General features: G+C 73.8%; 14 protein-coding genes. 4 read left to right on the forward strand and 10 right to left on the reverse strand.

Translation table 11 applies throughout. The features are described 5' to 3' along the window. The first annotated feature begins 18 nt into the window (after window positions 1-18). On the forward strand, window positions 19-879 hold the full coding sequence (locus ACFVVO_RS19030) for an esterase/lipase family protein (RefSeq protein WP_390056303.1): 861 nt from the start codon (window positions 19-21) through the stop codon (window positions 877-879). A gap of 59 nt (window positions 880-938) precedes the next feature. Here the strand turns inward: ACFVVO_RS19030 and ACFVVO_RS19035 are convergent, their stop codons facing one another. Continuing rightward, window positions 939-1934 carry a lytic polysaccharide monooxygenase gene (locus tag ACFVVO_RS19035; protein WP_390056305.1) on the reverse strand — a complete coding sequence of 332 codons (996 nt, stop codon included), beginning with the start codon at window positions 1932-1934 and terminating at the stop codon, window positions 939-941. Window positions 1935-2135: 201 nt separating this feature from the next. After that, complete coding sequence (locus tag ACFVVO_RS19040) at window positions 2136-2270, reverse strand: hypothetical protein (protein WP_390056307.1); 135 nt, start codon at window positions 2268-2270, stop codon at window positions 2136-2138. Window positions 2271-2383: 113 nt separating this feature from the next. On the opposite strand from ACFVVO_RS19040, the gene ACFVVO_RS19045 reads away from it, so the two are divergent. Beyond that, complete coding sequence (locus tag ACFVVO_RS19045) at window positions 2384-3001, forward strand: class I SAM-dependent methyltransferase (protein WP_390056309.1); 618 nt, start codon at window positions 2384-2386, stop codon at window positions 2999-3001. Window positions 3002-3041: 40 nt separating this feature from the next. On the opposite strand, the gene ACFVVO_RS19050 is transcribed toward ACFVVO_RS19045, so the two are convergent. Both ACFVVO_RS19050 and ACFVVO_RS19055 read right to left on the reverse strand, forming a co-directional pair. Further along, entirely contained in the window at window positions 3042-3542 is a 501-nt protein-coding gene (locus ACFVVO_RS19050) for a DUF402 domain-containing protein (RefSeq protein WP_390056311.1), read from the reverse strand. Continuing rightward, window positions 3523-4452: a GNAT family N-acetyltransferase gene (locus ACFVVO_RS19055; RefSeq protein WP_390056313.1), complete on the reverse strand. Its 930-nt coding sequence runs from the start codon at window positions 4450-4452 to the stop codon at window positions 3523-3525. The genes ACFVVO_RS19050 and ACFVVO_RS19055 overlap by 20 nt, the downstream gene beginning before the upstream one ends. A gap of 72 nt (window positions 4453-4524) precedes the next feature. On the opposite strand from ACFVVO_RS19055, the gene ACFVVO_RS19060 reads away from it, so the two are divergent. After that, complete coding sequence (locus ACFVVO_RS19060; protein WP_390056315.1) at window positions 4525-4893, forward strand: GntR family transcriptional regulator; 369 nt, start codon at window positions 4525-4527, stop codon at window positions 4891-4893. A gap of 168 nt (window positions 4894-5061) precedes the next feature. On the opposite strand, the gene ACFVVO_RS19065 is transcribed toward ACFVVO_RS19060, so the two are convergent. Both ACFVVO_RS19065 and ACFVVO_RS19070 read right to left on the reverse strand, forming a co-directional pair. Continuing rightward, window positions 5062-5832, reverse strand: coding sequence for a DUF72 domain-containing protein (locus ACFVVO_RS19065; RefSeq protein WP_390056316.1), 771 nt, complete (start codon window positions 5830-5832; stop codon window positions 5062-5064). Between the two features lie 58 nt (window positions 5833-5890). After that, entirely contained in the window at window positions 5891-6985 is a 1095-nt protein-coding gene (locus tag ACFVVO_RS19070; protein WP_390056318.1) for a DUF5925 domain-containing protein, read from the reverse strand. A 109-nt stretch (window positions 6986-7094) separates the two neighbouring features. Between ACFVVO_RS19070 and ACFVVO_RS19075 the strand changes: the two genes are divergently transcribed. Next, the gene (locus ACFVVO_RS19075) at window positions 7095-8597 is read left to right on the forward strand and encodes a xylan 1,4-beta-xylosidase (RefSeq protein ID WP_390056319.1); all 1503 of its coding nucleotides are present in this window, start codon (window positions 7095-7097) and stop codon (window positions 8595-8597) included. An 18-nt stretch (window positions 8598-8615) separates the two neighbouring features. Here ACFVVO_RS19075 and pelG read toward each other — a convergent pair whose 3' ends face one another. The 4 genes from pelG to ACFVVO_RS19095 are packed head-to-tail and all read right to left on the reverse strand — an operon-like array spanning window position 8616 to window position 14973. Beyond that, window positions 8616-12380, reverse strand: a complete 3765-nt coding sequence (gene pelG, locus ACFVVO_RS19080) for an exopolysaccharide Pel transporter PelG (RefSeq protein WP_390056321.1) — start codon at window positions 12378-12380, stop codon at window positions 8616-8618. Beyond that, window positions 12373-13173 carry a polysaccharide deacetylase family protein gene (locus ACFVVO_RS19085; protein ID WP_390056323.1) on the reverse strand — a complete coding sequence of 267 codons (801 nt, stop codon included), beginning with the start codon at window positions 13171-13173 and terminating at the stop codon, window positions 12373-12375. Before ACFVVO_RS19085 ends, pelG begins: the two co-directional genes overlap by 8 nt. Further along, window positions 13166-14155 (reverse strand): glycosyltransferase, encoded by a 990-nt coding sequence (locus ACFVVO_RS19090; RefSeq protein ID WP_390056325.1) that lies wholly within the window; start codon window positions 14153-14155, stop codon window positions 13166-13168. The genes ACFVVO_RS19085 and ACFVVO_RS19090 overlap by 8 nt, the downstream gene beginning before the upstream one ends. After that, entirely contained in the window at window positions 14152-14973 is an 822-nt protein-coding gene (locus ACFVVO_RS19095; protein ID WP_390056327.1) for a glycosyltransferase family 2 protein, read from the reverse strand. Before ACFVVO_RS19095 ends, ACFVVO_RS19090 begins: the two co-directional genes overlap by 4 nt. Between the last annotated feature and the right edge of the window lie 149 nt (window positions 14974-15122).

Raw genomic sequence — 15122 nt, forward strand, 5'->3', positions numbered from 1 at the left:
CCGCAAGGAGATCACACGATGCTGCCCTGGAAGCGAGTGCTCAGACCCCTCGCCGCGCTGCTCCTCACCGCCGCCGTCGCCGTCGTCCCGGCCGCCGCCGCGCACGCCGACACCGCCCCCAGTTCGGGCTGGAACGACTACTCCTGCAAGCCCTCCGCCGCCCACCCCCGCCCGGTCGTCCTGGTCCACGGCACCCTGGGCAACTCCGTCGACAACTGGCTCTCCCTCGCCCCGTACCTGAAGCACCGCGGGTACTGCGTCTTCTCCCTCGACTACGGCCAGTTGCCCGGCGTCCCCCTCTTCCACGGCCTCGGCCCCATCGACAAGTCGGCCGAGCAGCTCGCCGCCTACGTCGACAAGGTGCTCACCGCCACCGGCGCACCCAAGGCCGACCTCGTCGGCCACTCCCAGGGCGGCATGATGCCCCGCTACTACCTGAGGTTCCTCGGCGGCGCCGCCAAGGTGAACGCCCTCGTCGGCCTCGCCCCCGACAACCACGGCACCGACCTGAGCGGACTGACCAACCTGCTGCCCTACTTCCCGGGCGCCGGCGACCTGATCAAGGCCACCACCCCCGGCCTCGCCGACCAGATCGCCGGCTCCGTCTTCCTCACCAAGCTCAACGCGGGCGGCGACACCGTCCCCGGAGTGCACTACACCGTCATCGCCACCAAGTACGACGAGGTGGCCACCCCCTGGCGCAACCAGTACCTGAGCGGCCCGGACGTCCGCAACCTCCTGCTCCAGGACCTGTGCCCGCTCGACCTGTCCGAGCACGTGGCGATCGCCCTGTTCGACCGGATCGCCTTCCACGAGGTGACCAACGCCCTCGACCCGGCCCACGCCACGGCCACCACCTGCGCGTCGGTCTTCAGCTGACGCGCCGCCGGGGCCCGTCCGGCCTGAGCCGCCGGACAGGCCCCGGAGTTCCGCCGGGCTCAGCGGCCCGGCCGGCCACCCGCCGCGCGCCGCCGGACCGAGAGGAACAGCGCCGCCGAGCCGAGCGCCAGTGCCGCCGCCCCGCCGACCGCGACGTACGAGGTGCCGGTGGCGGCGCCCGTCTCGGCCAGGTTCCGCGCGGTACCGGCGGCCTGCGGCCGGTTGGCCCCGGCCACCGCCGCGGTGGGCCGCGCGGACGTGCTCGCGTCGTCGTCCCCGTGGCCGTGGTGCTCGATCGTCGACCTGCCGGCGCCCGCCTCGATCTGTTCGTCGGACGGCGCGGAGGCGCTCGGCGCCGGGGTGGAGCCGCTGCCGGTGGTGCCGCCGCCGGAGGTGCCGCTCCCGGTGGTGGTGCCGGCGCCACCGCTGCCGCCGAAGTCCACGTCGGAGCAGGAGTAGAAGGCCTCCGGGCTGTCCGAGCGCTGCCAGACCGCGTACAGCAGCTGCCTGCCGGTGCGCTCGGGAAGGGTGCCGGCGAAGGTGTAGAAGCCGCCCGAGGGAACCGGGTCGGTGGCCGTCGCGACCGGGTGCTGCAGGTCCAGGTCGGACCAGGCGAGCGGCTTCGCCGGGTCGTAACCGGACCTGGTCGCGTACACCTTGAAGGTGCCCTTGTGCGGGGCGGTCACCCGGTACTTGAAGGTGTACGTCCCGCTGTGCACGCTCGTCGCCGGCCAGTCGGAGCGGGCCAGGTCCAGCCCCTTGAACTCCTCGTTCCCGGCGCTGCACAGCTTTCCGTCGGGGATCAGCTCCCGGTGGCGCCCGGCGGCGTCGCCGATCCGGATGCCGTTCCAGTCGTAGAGCGCCTGGGTGCCGCCCGCGGCCACGGCCGCTCCGCACGCCGTCGACCTCGGGCTCTCCGGGCCCTCGGCGTAGCACTGCGCGACCCGGCTGACCGGGTCGCCCATCGAGCCGTGCGCGGACGCGGGCACCGCGGCGAGCGCGGTCATGCCGAGAGCGGCGACGGTGACGGCGGCGGCCTTGCGGCGTGCGGGCATGGGGGAACTCCTTGGAACGGTCCTCTGGGGCGGGTCGGATCCCGTGGGGTGTTCCGAAGCTAGCCCCGGGGAGCCGTGAAATCGCCTGCTGAGAGCGGTTCCGGGAGATCCTTATGGTGGCGTTAAGGGAGCGCTGAGGCTGGGCTCAGGCAGCCGCCGCGAGTGACACGGCGAACGCGTGTGGGCCGGCCCTCGACGGGCCTACCCGTCGGGCCACCAGGTGCGTGCGATGTCCTTTCGCACCTCGGGACGCCCCACCGGGCGCTCTTCCGCCTCATCGCGGAGCCGGCGGCTGTCCGTCCTCTTCAGCGGCTTCTGCACGGTCACACGGCGCATGGCTGCCTCCTCGCATGGCCTACCGGGTTCCGCGTCGCCACGGAGATAGACGCTTTTGGGGAGACTTGCTCATCGATGCCGGATTGTCAGTGGCGGATGTCACTCTTCGGTACATGACGAACGAGAGCGACCGGCGGACCGCGGACGCCGAGGTGGACTGGGACGCGCAGGCCGCCGCCTTCGACGACGAGCCGGACCACGGCCTGCGGGCGCCCGAGGTGCGTGCCGCCTGGGCGGACCGGCTGCGCGACTGGCTGCCCGGACACCCCGCCGACGTCCTCGACCTCGGCTGCGGCACCGGCAGCCTGTCGCTCCTCGCCGCCGAGCAGGGACACCGGGTGACCGGGGTGGACGGTTCCCCGGCCATGGTCGGACTGGCCCGCGCCAAGCTCGCCGGGCGCGACGCGGTGGTCCTCCGGGGGAACGCCGCGTCACCGCCGGTGGGCGAGCGGCGCTACGACGTGGTCCTGGTCCGGCATGTGCTGTGGACGCTGCCCGACCCCGCGCGCGTCCTGCGCCACTGGCGGACCCTGGTGCGGCCCGGCGGCCGGTTCGTGCTGGTCGAGGGTGTCTGGGGGACTCTCAGCCCGGTGGGCATACCCGCCGCCCGGCTCGTGTCCCTGCTGGAGCCGGTCGCCCTCCACGCGCGTGTGGAGCGGCTGTCCGGCGACCCGGTGCTGTGGGGCAGGGCCGTGGACGACGAGCGGTACGCGGTGCTGGCGACCGTGTAGCGGCGGACGGAGTCCGGGCCGGCGGGGCCCCTCGGCGGTCTCAGGCCAGCAGGTCGTCGAAGCCGCCCTCGCGGGCCAGCGCCTCCAGCTCGTCCAGCGCGGCCACGGCGGCGGACGCGGCCGCGGGGTCCCGCTCCGCCAGCCCGCTCTCGGCGAACTCGTCCTCGTCCAGCCTCCGTACGTCCCGCCCGTCGGCGGAGCGCCACAGGTCCAGGTCGAGGTCCTCGACGACCAGTTCGGTACCGGACCGGGTGGCCGGCCGGGTGATGTCGCAGTACCAGCCCTTCAGGGTGCCGTCCCCGGCCCGGACCTCCTTCACCGAGTACCACCGGTCCAGCCAGTAGTGCTCGGTGAACACGTCACCCGGTTCGAAGCGCACGAACCCGAAGTCGCGCACGCCCTCGCCCGCCCACGAGGCCCGCACCGAGACCCGGACGCCGTCCTCGTGCAGCAGCTCCGCCGGGTAACGGATCTTCGTACGGCCGCCCTTGACCAGGACCACCTCCACCCGGCCGGCCGGGTCAGCCGGCAGCGCGGACATAGCGCACCTCCGTCGCGCAGATCTCGTACCCGAGCCACTTGTTGATCGCGATCATCGGGTCGTTGCCGGCGTCGTTGCCCGTGAAGGCCTCGGTGATGCCGGCGGCGCGGGCCCGGTGCAGCGAGTGGACCTTGGCGAGCTTGGCCAGGCCACGGCCGCGGTGGGCGCGCAGGGTGCCGGTCATCGAGGTGCTGTAGCGGGTACCGCCGTCGGTGTAGGCCACGGTGAAGGCGACCGGCCGGCCGTCGACGACCGCGGCGGTGGTCAGCTCGTGGTTCAGCAGCGGATGCCGCCAGTTCTGCTCGAGCCAGGCGTCGTAGTCCGTGAACTCGACGGGCACCATGCCCGGTTCGTCGGTCACCGTCGCCGCGTCCAGCTCGAACAGCGGGCGCGGGTCGTCCGCGAAGTCCGCGGCCGTGCGCAGCTCGACGCCCGGCGGGGTCTCCGGGAGCGGCGGGAGGGTGCCGTTCGCCAGGTCGAGGCGGAGGAAGTGGGCCGGGCGTCCCATGGTGAAGCCGTGCCGCTCGGCGAAGGCGCGGTTGGCGGGCTCGTCGAGGACCCAGGTGTAGAGCTTGGTCGCGCCGACGGCGTCGAGGTGCTCCTCGGCCGCGCGGACCAGCAGCCGGCCGGCCCCCCGGCCGGTCCGGTCCGGGCGGACGTAGACGTTGAGGAAGCCCTGGCCCGGCTCCGGGCTGTCGTGTGCCAGGGACACCCCGGCGGCGCCGATCACCTCGCCGTCCTCGACGGCGACCAGCGAGCGGAAGTGGGCCTCGGGATGGCTGTGGGTGACGAGGTGGCGGACCGATTCCGGGGTGAACAGGATGTACGGCAGGGCGAGATGGCGGACCCGGGCGTAGCCCTCTGTGTCGGCCGGGACGTCGGGGCGCAGATCGCGCACGATCACTGTCATGTGGAGGCACCGTACGGGCCGGGGCCCCGGGGGTGCCTCCCATTTTCCGCCGGGTGCGGGACAATCGGCCCTGTGAGCCTGAAGATCCACATCGATGACAGTGCGCCGCCGTACGAGCAGGTACGGGCGCAGATCTCCGAGCAGGCACGGTCCGGGGCCCTGCCGGTGGGCTACCGGCTGCCCACCGTGCGAGGGCTGGCCGAGTCGCTGGGGCTCGCGGTGAACACGGTGGCCAAGGCGTACCGGGCGCTGGAGAGTGACGGGGTGATCGAGACGCGGGGCCGCAACGGCACGGTCGTGGCGGCCGCCGGCCCGGCCGCGGTGCGCGAGGCCGCGTCGGCCGCCCAGGCCTACGCGGAGCGGGCGCGCCGGCTCGGGCTGGGGGAGGAGGACGCCCTGGCCGCCGTACGGGACGCCCTGCGGGCGGCCTACGGGGACTAGTGCTGCGACCGGAAAGGTTCACCGGCTCGCGACGCCCGGCACGGCACCTCGCCGCGTTGTCGCATCACCCGAGTACATCCAGTACGCGGGCGATGCTCCGCCTTGCGACGCACCGCACCGGACGCCGCGAGCTTCCCGGCAAACCTTTCCGGCCACAGCACTAGCCGGTCAGCGGAGCCGCGCCGGTTCCGGTGTCCGGGTCACCGCCAGGCCCGCCCGGCGCGCCGCCCCCGCGAACGTCACCGCGTCCTGGACCGCCGCGCCCCCGGGATCGTTGTTGAAGTACGCGTACACGTCCTCCCCCTCGGGCCAGGTCGTCGCGATCCGGTCCACCCAGGTCTCCAGTGACCGCCTGCCGTAGCGCGGCCACGGCTGCGCGCGCCCCTGGTGGAAGCGGACGTAGCCCCAGCCGGTGGTGCGCCACAGCGGGGTGACCGGGCGGGCCAGGACGTCCGCCCAGCACAGGGCGGCGCCCCGGGACGAGAGCACCTCGCGCACCTCGGCCGTCCACCAGGAGTCGTGCCGTGGCTCGACGGCGACCCTCGTACCCGGCGGGAAGCAGGCCAGGCAGGCGTCCAGCAGGGACGGGTCCGCGCGCAGGGTCGGCGGGAGCTGGAGGAGGACCGGGCCCAGCCGGTCGCCCAGGCCCGCCGCGTGGGTCATCAGCCGGTGCACCGGCTCCTCGGGCTCCTTCAGCCGCTTGATGTGGGTCAGATAGCGGCTGGCCTTGACCGCGACCACGAAGTCCGGCGGCACCCGCACCCGCCAGGCGGCGAAGTTGTCGTAGGACGGCAGCCGGTAGAAGGCGTTGTTGATCTCCACGGTCAGGAACCGGCGCGCGTACTCCTCCAGCCACAGCCGCGTCGGAACCCCCGCCGGGTAGACGACGTCCCGCCAGTCCTTGTACTGCCATCCCGAGGTGCCGACGAACACGGTCATACGGCCATGAAAGCACCCGGAGCCGCCGTCCACAGATCCGCCGGCCCGGGGCCGCCGGCTACAGGTACAGCCCCGCGTCCGCCCCCTCCCGCGCCCCCGGAACCGACGTCGGCGCCGTGCCCCGGCGCAGCGCGTACAGCTCGGCCAGGGTGGCGCCCTCCCGGCCGACCCCCTCCTCGGTGCCGAGCCAGCCGACAGCCTCGGCGCGGGTCAGCGGGCCCACCTCGATGCGGGCCAGACAGCGGCCGGGCCGTACTACGGCCGGGTGCAGCCGCTCCAGGTCCTCGTTGGTGGTGACGCCGACCAGGACGTTGCGGCCCTGGCCGAGCAGGCCGTCGGTGAGGTTGAGCAGCCTGGACAGGGCCTGGCCCGCGGTGTGCCGGGCCTCGCCCCGGATCAACTCGTCGCAGTCCTCCAGCAGGAGCAGCCGCCAGCGGCCCTTGCCGGCCGCGTCCTCCTCGCCGATCGCGATGTCCATCAGGTAACCGACGTCGGAGAAGAGCCGCTCCGGGTCGAGCACGCAGTCCACCTGGCACCAGTCGCGCCAGGCACGGGCGAGCGTGCGCAGCGCGGAGGTCTTGCCGGTGCCGGGCGGCCCGTGCAGCAGGAGCAGACGGCCGGCGATGTCCTCCGGGGTCGTCTTCATCAGACGGTCCATCGCGTCTGCGACGGGCGCCGTGTAGTTGGGCCGGACCTCGTCCCAGGTGCCCGCCGAGATCTGCCGGGTGGTGCGGTGCGGGCCGCGGCGCGGGGAGACGTACCAGAAGCCCATGGTCACGTTCTCCGGCTGGGGCTCCGGCTCGTCGGCCGCGCCGTCCGTCGCCCGGTCCAGGACCGTCTTCGCCAGCTCGGCGCTGGTCGCGGTCACCGTGACGTCCGCGCCCCGGTTCCAGCGGGAGACCAGCAGCGTCCAGCCGTCGCCCTCGGCGAGGGTGGCGCTGCGGTCGTCGTCGCGGGCGGCCCGCAGCACCCGGGCGCCGTCCGGCAGCAGGGTCGCGCCGGAGCGCACGCGGTCGATGTTCACCGCGTGGGAGTAAGGCTGCTCGCCCGTCGCGAAGCGGCCGAGGAACAGCGCGTCGACGACGTCGGACGGCGAGTCGGAGTCGTCGACGTGGAGCCGGATCGGCAGAGCGTCGTGTGGGTTCGCAGACATGCCGCCATGATCCGGCACCGATGCCCTCGGCGCACGGCATTTCCACCCCTTGTCAGGGTGTTCCCCACACCTGCCGCGAGCCCGGATCCCGCCGTTACTGTGGTCCTTGATGGGACGTCATGAGTGGTCTACGGGGGCTGGGTCGGGTCCGCGACGTCGCGCCTTCGCCGCGACGCCCGCCGCGCGGGCGGACGACGCGACTTCGCGGACCCGACCCGGGCGGTGGCGGCTCACCGCCCTGCTCGGTGTGTCGGCGGCCGTGCTGGCCCTGGTGGTGACCCTGCTCGGCACGCTGCCCGGAGGCGGCGCGAGCACCGCGGGCACCTCGCGCGACCGTGACAGGGCGCACGGCACGCCCGCCGCGCCGCGCGGGCGTCCTGAGCCCGCTGTGGGGTGGGGTTTCACCCACACCCGGTACAGCGCCGACGAGGGCAGCGCCACCGCCACCGGGCGGGTCGCCGGGCGGCTGGCGAAGGACCGCGGGCTGCCGCAGGTCCAGGCCCTGATGGGCTGGGGCGCCGACAACCCCGAGCCGGTGAAGGGGCGGTACGACTTCGGCGCGATGGACCGCCGGGTCGGCTTCATCCGCGAGTCCGGCGGCACCCCCGTCATCACGCTGTGCTGCGCGCCGGACTGGATGAAGGGCGGCAGACCCGGCGCCGGCAACACCGACTGGAGCCGGGCCGCCCTGGAGACCGCGCCCACCCCGGAGCACTACCAGGACTTCGCCGACCTGGCCGCGACCGTCGCCCGGCGCTATCCCGACGTACGGCACTTCATCGTCTGGAACGAGTTCAAGGGCTTCTGGAACGACGGCGAGCGACGCTGGGACTACGAGGGCTACACGAGGATGTACAACCTCGTGTACCAGGCCCTGAAGAAGGTCGACGAGGACATCATGGTCGGCGGCCCGTACCTGGTCATGGACAGTCTCGGCCCGCACCAGCAAGAGAACGCCTCGGCCGGCTTCCGGGGCCCCTGGGGCGCCATGGACCAGCGGGTCCTCGACGCCTTCGGCTACTGGAACACCCATCGGGCCGGCGCCGACTTCGTGGTCGTGGACGGCTCCAGCTACGCCAACGACGACGAACCGCTGCCCGACGAGTTCGCGGCCACCGACAAGCTCACCGCCGTGAGCGAGTGGGTACGCCGGCAGACCCACGACCTGCCCCTGTGGTGGGCCGAGTACTACGTCGAGCCCGCCGACGGCGACGGCGAACGCACCGGCTGGTCCGAGGCCCACCGCCTCGCCGTCCACGCCACCGGGATGATCGCCATGGCCCGGGGCGGCGCCGACTCCGGCTTCTACTGGAACCCCGAGGACGAGACGGGCGCCGACTGCCCCGGCTGCCTGTGGACGCCGACCACCGGCACCGGCGGCGGGCGGGAACTGCCCATGTACGGCCTGGTGTCCAGGTTCCACCGCGCGTTCCCGCCGGGCACCCGGTTCGAGACCGTGTCCGTCGCCCCGGACGACGTCCCCGACGTGCGGGTGCTGGCCGGCGCCGGAACCGTCCTGGTGGTGAACACCCTGAACCGGGCGATCAGCGCGCGGGTCGACGGCAGGCGGTTCGACATGCACGCCTACGAGGTGAGGTGGCTGACGCGCTGAACCACCCCTCCCCACCCGTCACTTCAACGTCAGGAACCGCTGGACCAGCGAGGCCAGCACCACCGCCAGCAGCGGCAGCGCGAACCAGAAGCCACCCTGCAGCCACCGCAGCCGGCGCACACTCGGCCGCGCCGCGACCCGGACCACCTCGCGCGCGCCGAGCAGCAGCACCAGCGCGACGGCGGCCACCGCGCCGACCACCGACCAGGGCGTCCAGGTGATCCGCGGCCCGATCGGCCCGGGGTCCGGCTCCGGCACCGCGCCCGCCGGCCGCCCGCGCGGCGCGTACACCGTGACGTCCTCGTTGACCAGGACCCTCGCCAGCTCCGGCCGGGCGTCCAGGGTCCGCAGCAGCCGGGACTCCCAGGCCGCCGGGTAGCCCGCGGCCAGCCGCAGATACCCGACCTGACTCTCGTTGACCATCAGATAGGAGTTCGGGCCCGCGTCCTCGAGCGCCTTGACCAGGCCCGAGACCAGCACCGGGTCCACCGGCGCCCGAGTCGGCAGGTAGTCGACCCGCTCCATGTCCCGGGCGCCCCACGGCAGCGCCGGGGTCACGTCGTCGACCGGGTCCTGGCTCAGCCACAGCAGCCGCACCGTCGGCTCGTCGTGGGCGTACACCCAGTCCATCGCCGCGACCTCGCCGGGCCGGGTCCGCTCGAACGGTTCGTTGCCCCACCGGGCCACCAGGAAGCCGCCCATCAGCAGCAGCCCGGCCAGCAGCGCGGCCAGCGGAGCGAGGCTCACCCGGTCCCTCTCGCGCTCCTGCCGGGTGGCGCCGGTGCGCGGGAAGAGGGCGAGGGCGGCGAGCAGGGCGGCGCCGGGCAGCGCGAACATGAACACGCGCAGCGCCATCTCACCGCCGTACGACTGCATGCCGAAGCCGAGGAACGGGACGAAGGCGAGGACCGGCAGCGAGCGTTCCCGGTACCGGTGGAAGCGGCGCCGCCACCAGCCCCAGCAGGCGAGACCCAGCACCGAGCCGGCCAGCAGGACCCTGGTGTACAGCACCAGTTTGTGCGTCGAACTCCCGCCCTCGATACGCCCGGAGACGGAGGTCGAGACGTTGCCGCCGACCCCGCCGACCCCGCCGAACAGGTCGTCGAAGTGACCGGACCAGTACGGCTCGGCCATGAAACCGACCCAGACCGCGACCAGCACCGCGCACAGCAGCGGCAGCTCGCGCAGCTCCGAGCGGCCGCACAGCACCAGGGCCGCTAGCACCCCGAGCATCACGAACGGGGTGAGCTGGTGCGCGGGCACACTCGCCGCGTACAGGCCGATCAGGACCAGCAGCAGCACCGCCCGCTGCCGCCGGCCGGTGGGTTCCACCTCGGCCTCGCCCGGGCGGAACCGGGTCCGGATGACATGCGGGGCGCGGAAATAGACCAGCAGTATCGCCACGAAGACGAGGTACAGCAGATATGTGAAGCCCTGCGGGGAGAAGTAGTCCTGGCCGACCCAGCCGCTCAGCACGAAGATCCACACGCCGGTCCACTTGGCCCGCCAGCCCGCCCGCAGCGACCGGGTGAGCAGGAACAGCGGTGCCACGTAGGCGAGCTGGATCGCCGTGGGCCACCAGCGGATGATCCCGGTGAAGTCGCCGGCCCCGCACGCCCGGGCCACGAAGGCGGCCGTGGCGAAGAAGCCCGGCCAGCTCCAGCGGGCGTCCAGGTCCGGTACGGCGGACCCGGTGCGGTCGACGTAGTCGATGAACCCCAGGTGCTGCCAGGCCGTCGGGAACCGCGGCTCGCTCTCCAGCACCGCGGGCAGCGCGTGCAGACAGACCACGGTCGCCAGCAGGGTGACGAGCAGCAGGGCCCGGTGCTCGCGGCGCAGCCAGAGCAGCGAGGTGAACACCGTGACCAGCAGCGCGGCCCCCACCAGCGTCGGCAGCGGCAGCACGGAGACCAGTCCGAGCCCGCCCATCCGGTCCAGATCGGCCTCGTCGAGCCGCAGCGCGGGCACCCAGTACAGCAGGAGCGCGACGATCAGCAGACAGCCGAGGACGACGCCGGTACGGGTGGGCAGCGGGCCTTCGCGCGGCGCGGGCGGAGGCGGCTCCTCCGGAACCGGGTCGTCCGCCACGGCGCGGGCGGGTGCCGCCGTCTCGAACGGCGCGTCCACCTGCGTCTGCGGCGACAGGGCAGCCTCCGCCGGGCCGATCGAGGCCTCGGCACCCGGTTCCGGCTCCTCGGTCGCCTCGGCGGGCGACGGAGTCGGCGGCGGTGCCGGCGTGCCGGTGGGCGGGGTGCCGGGGCCCGGACGGACGTCCGGCCGGCGTTCGACGTGGTCGAGGCCGGCATGGACGCCCAGGCCGAGGGTGGGGTCGTCGTGCGCCCAGGCCGGGCCGCGCCGGCGCCCGGGAAGGCCGGCCGGGGCGTCGTATGCCCCCAGGTCGGCGAGATCGCCGTCCGGGGCCGCCGTCTCCGGTGCGGCGGACGGCGCGGACCGGATCGTCCGCCGCAGCCTCGGCGCCGCGATCGCCACGATCACCGCGAGGCTGGAGATCTCGGCCACGCCCGCGCCGGCCAGGCCCATCCGGGGCAGGAGCAGCAGCGTCAGACCGAGCACGAGCGCGCACAACAGGGCCTGCAGCCAGGCGAGTCCGGCGGTGCGGCTCTGCGCGCGCAGCACCGCGAAGTACGTCTCCATGACCACCCGCAGCACCGCGCCCACCGCGAACCAGCGCAGCAGCGGCGTCGCCGCCTCCGCGTAGCCGGCGCCGAAGAGGCCCAGGATCCACGGCGCGCCGGCGAACAGCACGGCCGCGATCGGCAGCATGATCCGGGCCATCCGCCGCAGCGCGGCCCGGGCGTTGGCGGCGAGCCGCCCCGGGTCGTGCGAGCTCTCCACGGTCAGGGAGGCGCCCATGTTGATGGCGAGCAGGTTGGTCGTGCCGCCGATGGTGGTGGTGATGTAGAAGTACGCGTTGTCCTCGGAGCTGACCTGCGCGGCGATGATCACCGGGACGAGGTAGACCACGGCGAGGGAGAACAGCGAGCCGGTGCAGTCCCCGGCGAGGAACCGCCCGATCTCCCGCAGCGTCGGCGGCCTCGCGCCGTCCCCGGTCGCCCCGGCGTGCCGGGGCACCAGCCGCCGGAACACCAGCCAGCCCAGCGGCACCACCGAGGTGGCGATCGCCGCGACCCACGACACGAAGACCCCGGTGGTGGGGATGGCGACGGCGAACGCCACCAGCAGTCCCAGTTTCACCGCCGAGAACGCGGTGTTGCCCACCGGCACCCAGGGCGCGCTGCGCAGCCCGGTCAGCACCCCGTCCTGGAGCGTGAGCACGTTCCAGGCCATGACGGCCGCGACGAAGCCGAGCCCGTTCACCGGCCCGTGCAGGAAGCGGTACGACGGCCCCCACACGTCCAGGGTCAGCAGGAAGACACCCGCCGCCAGCGCGACGACCAGCGAACTGCCCGCGTAGGTACGGAGGATGAGCCGTCCGGTGCGCCGGCCGGAGACGGGGATGAACCGGGCCAGCGCCCCGGTCAGGGTGACCGCGGTCAGCCCGGCGAGCAGCTTCATCGCGGCGATGGCGGCGGAGCCCTGCCCGACCGCCGACTCGGAGTAGTGGCGCGCCGCGGCCAGCCAGAAGCCCAGCCCGAGGACGGCGGAGATGCCGGTGTTGAGCATCAGCGCGTAGGCGTTGCGGAACAGCGGGCTGCCGCCGGGCGGCAGCCCGGTCCCGGGCAGCCGCAGCCGGCGCCCGGACCGTTCGGGCGCCTCGGTCCCGGGCGTCGTGGCCCCGGTGGTGGTGGTCGTGTCAGACACGGCAGCGGATGGCCTTCCGGCGGACCTGGCGTGCTCTGCGGACCAGGGCGTACCCCTGGGTGAGGGCGCGGTCCCGGGCGAAGGTGCGGGCGATCGCGCGGCCCCGGAGCAGCCGCTCGAACTCCTCGACGCCGGTGGCGCGCCGGACGGTGACGCGCTCCAGGGCGTACGGCCCCTGGCGCCGGCGGGCGAGCCCGTTGCCGACGGCGAGCGCCTGGCCGTACCCCGACTCGCGCACCGCCCGGCGGACCCGGCGGCTGGAGTAGCCGTACGGGTAGGCGAACGACACCGGCCGGACGCCCAGTTCGCCGGTGAGGATCTCGGTGCCGCGGGTCAGCTCCGAGGCCAGCGCGGGGTCGTCGAGCTGGTCGAGCTGCGGGTGGGTGTGGCTGTGCCCGCCGATCTCGACGCCCGCCTCGGCGAGTTCGCGCACCTGCGGCCAGTCGAGCATGGTGTCCAGGCCGCCGCCGGTGTCGTGGACGCCCCGGATCCAGCCGGTGGAGACGAACAGCGTGGCCGGGAAGCCGTGCTCGGCGAGCACGGGCAGGGCGTGCCGGTGGACGCCCTCGTAGCCGTCGTCGAAGGTGATCAGCACCGGCCGGGCGGGCAGCGGCCGGCCGGAGCGCCAGCGCGCCGCGAGGCCGGCGGTGGTGAGCGGGGTCAGGCCGAGGTCGCCGATGAGCGCCATCTGCTCGGCGAACGCCTCCGGGGCGACGGACAGGGTCCGGGTGGCCTCGTTCGGCGCGGTGGCCACCGCGTGGTACATGAGGATCGGCACCGGTGCGTCAGACATGGGCGTCCCCCTCGATCCGTTCCACGCGGAACGCGGCCGGGCCGCGGCGCGCCCGCGCACTGCCCACCGCGTAGCCGCCGGCCGCCGTGAGCACCCCCGCGACGATCGCGCCCGCGCGCCCGGCGCCGCCCGGCCGGGCGAGCAGTGCGTCCCGCAGTCCGCGGGCGACGCCCGCGGGCAGCACCCGGGTGGTGTACCGGCGCTCGGACGCGAGGCCCTCGCCCGCGCCGACGCTCCGGGCGACCAGCGCCTTCGACAGGCCCTCCGCCCAGACGCGGGCGCGGAAGTAGGCGAAGCGCTCGCGCGCGGCGGGCACCCGATGGTGGATCACCGCGCGGTCGTCGATGAGCAGCACGGCGCCGGGGCGCGCGCGGGTGAGGCGGATGCACAGTTCCGTCTCCTCGCAGCCCAGCGGGCGGCGGTCGCCGTCGCGGCCGATGCCGGTGGCGAAGCCGCCCGCCGCCTCGAACGCGGTACGCCGGAAGGAGGCGTTGCCGCCCAGGACGTTGCGGACCCGGGCCCGGCCCGGCGGCAGCCCCCGGTAGGTGCAGCCGACCACCCAGTCGAACTCCTCCGGGAACCAGGCCGGGCGCCGGCCCGAGGCCCAGACGGGCACCGTGCGGCCGCCGACCGCCATCACACGCGGGTCGGCGTACCCCTCGGCGAAGCGGCGCAGCCAGTCCCGCTCTGCCACGGCGTCGTCGTCCAGGAAGGCGACGACCTCGCCCCGGGAGGCCGCGATGCCCGTGTTGCGTCCGGCCGACAGCCCGCGCGGGCCGGCGTTGGGCAGCACCAGCACGTCGGCCGCCTCCCGGTACGCACGCGCCAGCCGGTCCAGCAGGGCGGCGTTGTGGTCGACGACCAGCAGCGTCTGAAGGGCCCGGTACGACTGGGCACGTACCGAGGAGACCGCCGCGAGGATGTCCTCCCAGCGGTCCTCGGTGTACACGCAGATCACGACGGAGATGCCGGGATCTCTCAAGACGCCTCTCCCTGCCCGGCGCCGAGCAGCGGGGAGCGGTGGCCGCGCCGGCGCAGGGCACGCCGGTTGGACCGCTCCCCGAGGATGACCCGCAGCACCCGGAGCCCGTCCCGCACGGCCCGCAGGTTGCTCGTGCCGTGGATGCGCAGGTACTCGTGGCTGGGGATCTCCTGCACTCTCAGCCCCGCCTTGACCACTCTGATGTTCATCAGCGTCTCGACCTCGAAGCCGGTGCAGTCGAGTTCGATCTTGTCCAGGCAGTGCCGCCAGAAGGCGTTGTATCCGTAGCAGAGATCGGTGTAGCGGGCGCCGAACTTGCGGTTGACGACGGTGCACAGCGCCCAGTTGCCGAGCTTGCGGACGAAGGTCATGTCGTCCGTGCCGCCGCCGTTGGCGAAGCGCGAGCCCTTGGCGAAGTCGGCGCCCGAGACCAGGGCGGAGACGTACGACACGATCTCGCCCCCGTCGGCCGAGCCGTCCGCGTCGACCATCACGATGATGTCGCCGCTGCACGCCTCGAAACCGCTGATCAGGGCGTCCCCCTTGCCCTTGCCGCGCTGTCCGACGACCTTCACCGCGGGCCACAGCGAGCGGGCGACCTCGACGGTGTCGTCGGTGGAGTCGCCGTCCACGAGGACGACTTCGTGTATCCAGTCCGGAAGCGACTTGAAGACGTAGGGGAGGTTCTCCGCCTCGTTCATGGCGGGGATCACCACGCTCACCGGCGGAGTGATCGCCAGGTGCGAGGAGATGGGCCGGTAGCGGGTGGTCAGTAACGGATCCCGGTCCGAACCGGGGGGATGCAGGACAGAACTCATGGGTGTGGTCCCTCTCGTCCGGTGGACCGCCCGCCCCTGGGCGGCCCGCTCTGTGTCCGGTTCGAAAGGGGGGTTCTCGTCTTCGGCACGGCGAACTGCTTCTCCGTGCACGCCGACGCGCTGGCAATGCTCGCCGGGCCGCCGGAAAG

The organism is Streptomyces sp. NPDC058145, assembly GCF_042884245.1.
In the GTDB taxonomy this organism is placed as follows: domain Bacteria; phylum Actinomycetota; class Actinomycetes; order Streptomycetales; family Streptomycetaceae; genus Streptomyces.

Excerpts from the sequence above, each read along its gene's own strand:
- ACFVVO_RS19030 (WP_390056303.1), top strand. The coding sequence starts at position 19 with ATGCTGCCCTGGAAGCGAGTGCTCAGACCCCTCGCCGCGCTGCTCCTC.
- ACFVVO_RS19035 (WP_390056305.1), bottom strand. The coding sequence starts at position 1,934 with ATGCCCGCACGCCGCAAGGCCGCCGCCGTCACCGTCGCCGCTCTCGGC.
- ACFVVO_RS19040 (WP_390056307.1), bottom strand. The coding sequence starts at position 2,270 with ATGCGCCGTGTGACCGTGCAGAAGCCGCTGAAGAGGACGGACAGCCGC.
- ACFVVO_RS19045 (WP_390056309.1), top strand. The coding sequence starts at position 2,384 with ATGACGAACGAGAGCGACCGGCGGACCGCGGACGCCGAGGTGGACTGG.
- ACFVVO_RS19050 (WP_390056311.1), bottom strand. The coding sequence starts at position 3,542 with ATGTCCGCGCTGCCGGCTGACCCGGCCGGCCGGGTGGAGGTGGTCCTG.
- ACFVVO_RS19055 (WP_390056313.1), bottom strand. The coding sequence starts at position 4,452 with ATGACAGTGATCGTGCGCGATCTGCGCCCCGACGTCCCGGCCGACACA.
- ACFVVO_RS19065 (WP_390056316.1), bottom strand. The coding sequence starts at position 5,832 with ATGACCGTGTTCGTCGGCACCTCGGGATGGCAGTACAAGGACTGGCGG.
- ACFVVO_RS19070 (WP_390056318.1), bottom strand. The coding sequence starts at position 6,985 with ATGTCTGCGAACCCACACGACGCTCTGCCGATCCGGCTCCACGTCGAC.
- ACFVVO_RS19075 (WP_390056319.1), top strand. The coding sequence starts at position 7,095 with ATGGGACGTCATGAGTGGTCTACGGGGGCTGGGTCGGGTCCGCGACGT.
- ACFVVO_RS19085 (WP_390056323.1), bottom strand. The coding sequence starts at position 13,173 with ATGTCTGACGCACCGGTGCCGATCCTCATGTACCACGCGGTGGCCACC.
- ACFVVO_RS19095 (WP_390056327.1), bottom strand. The coding sequence starts at position 14,973 with ATGAGTTCTGTCCTGCATCCCCCCGGTTCGGACCGGGATCCGTTACTG.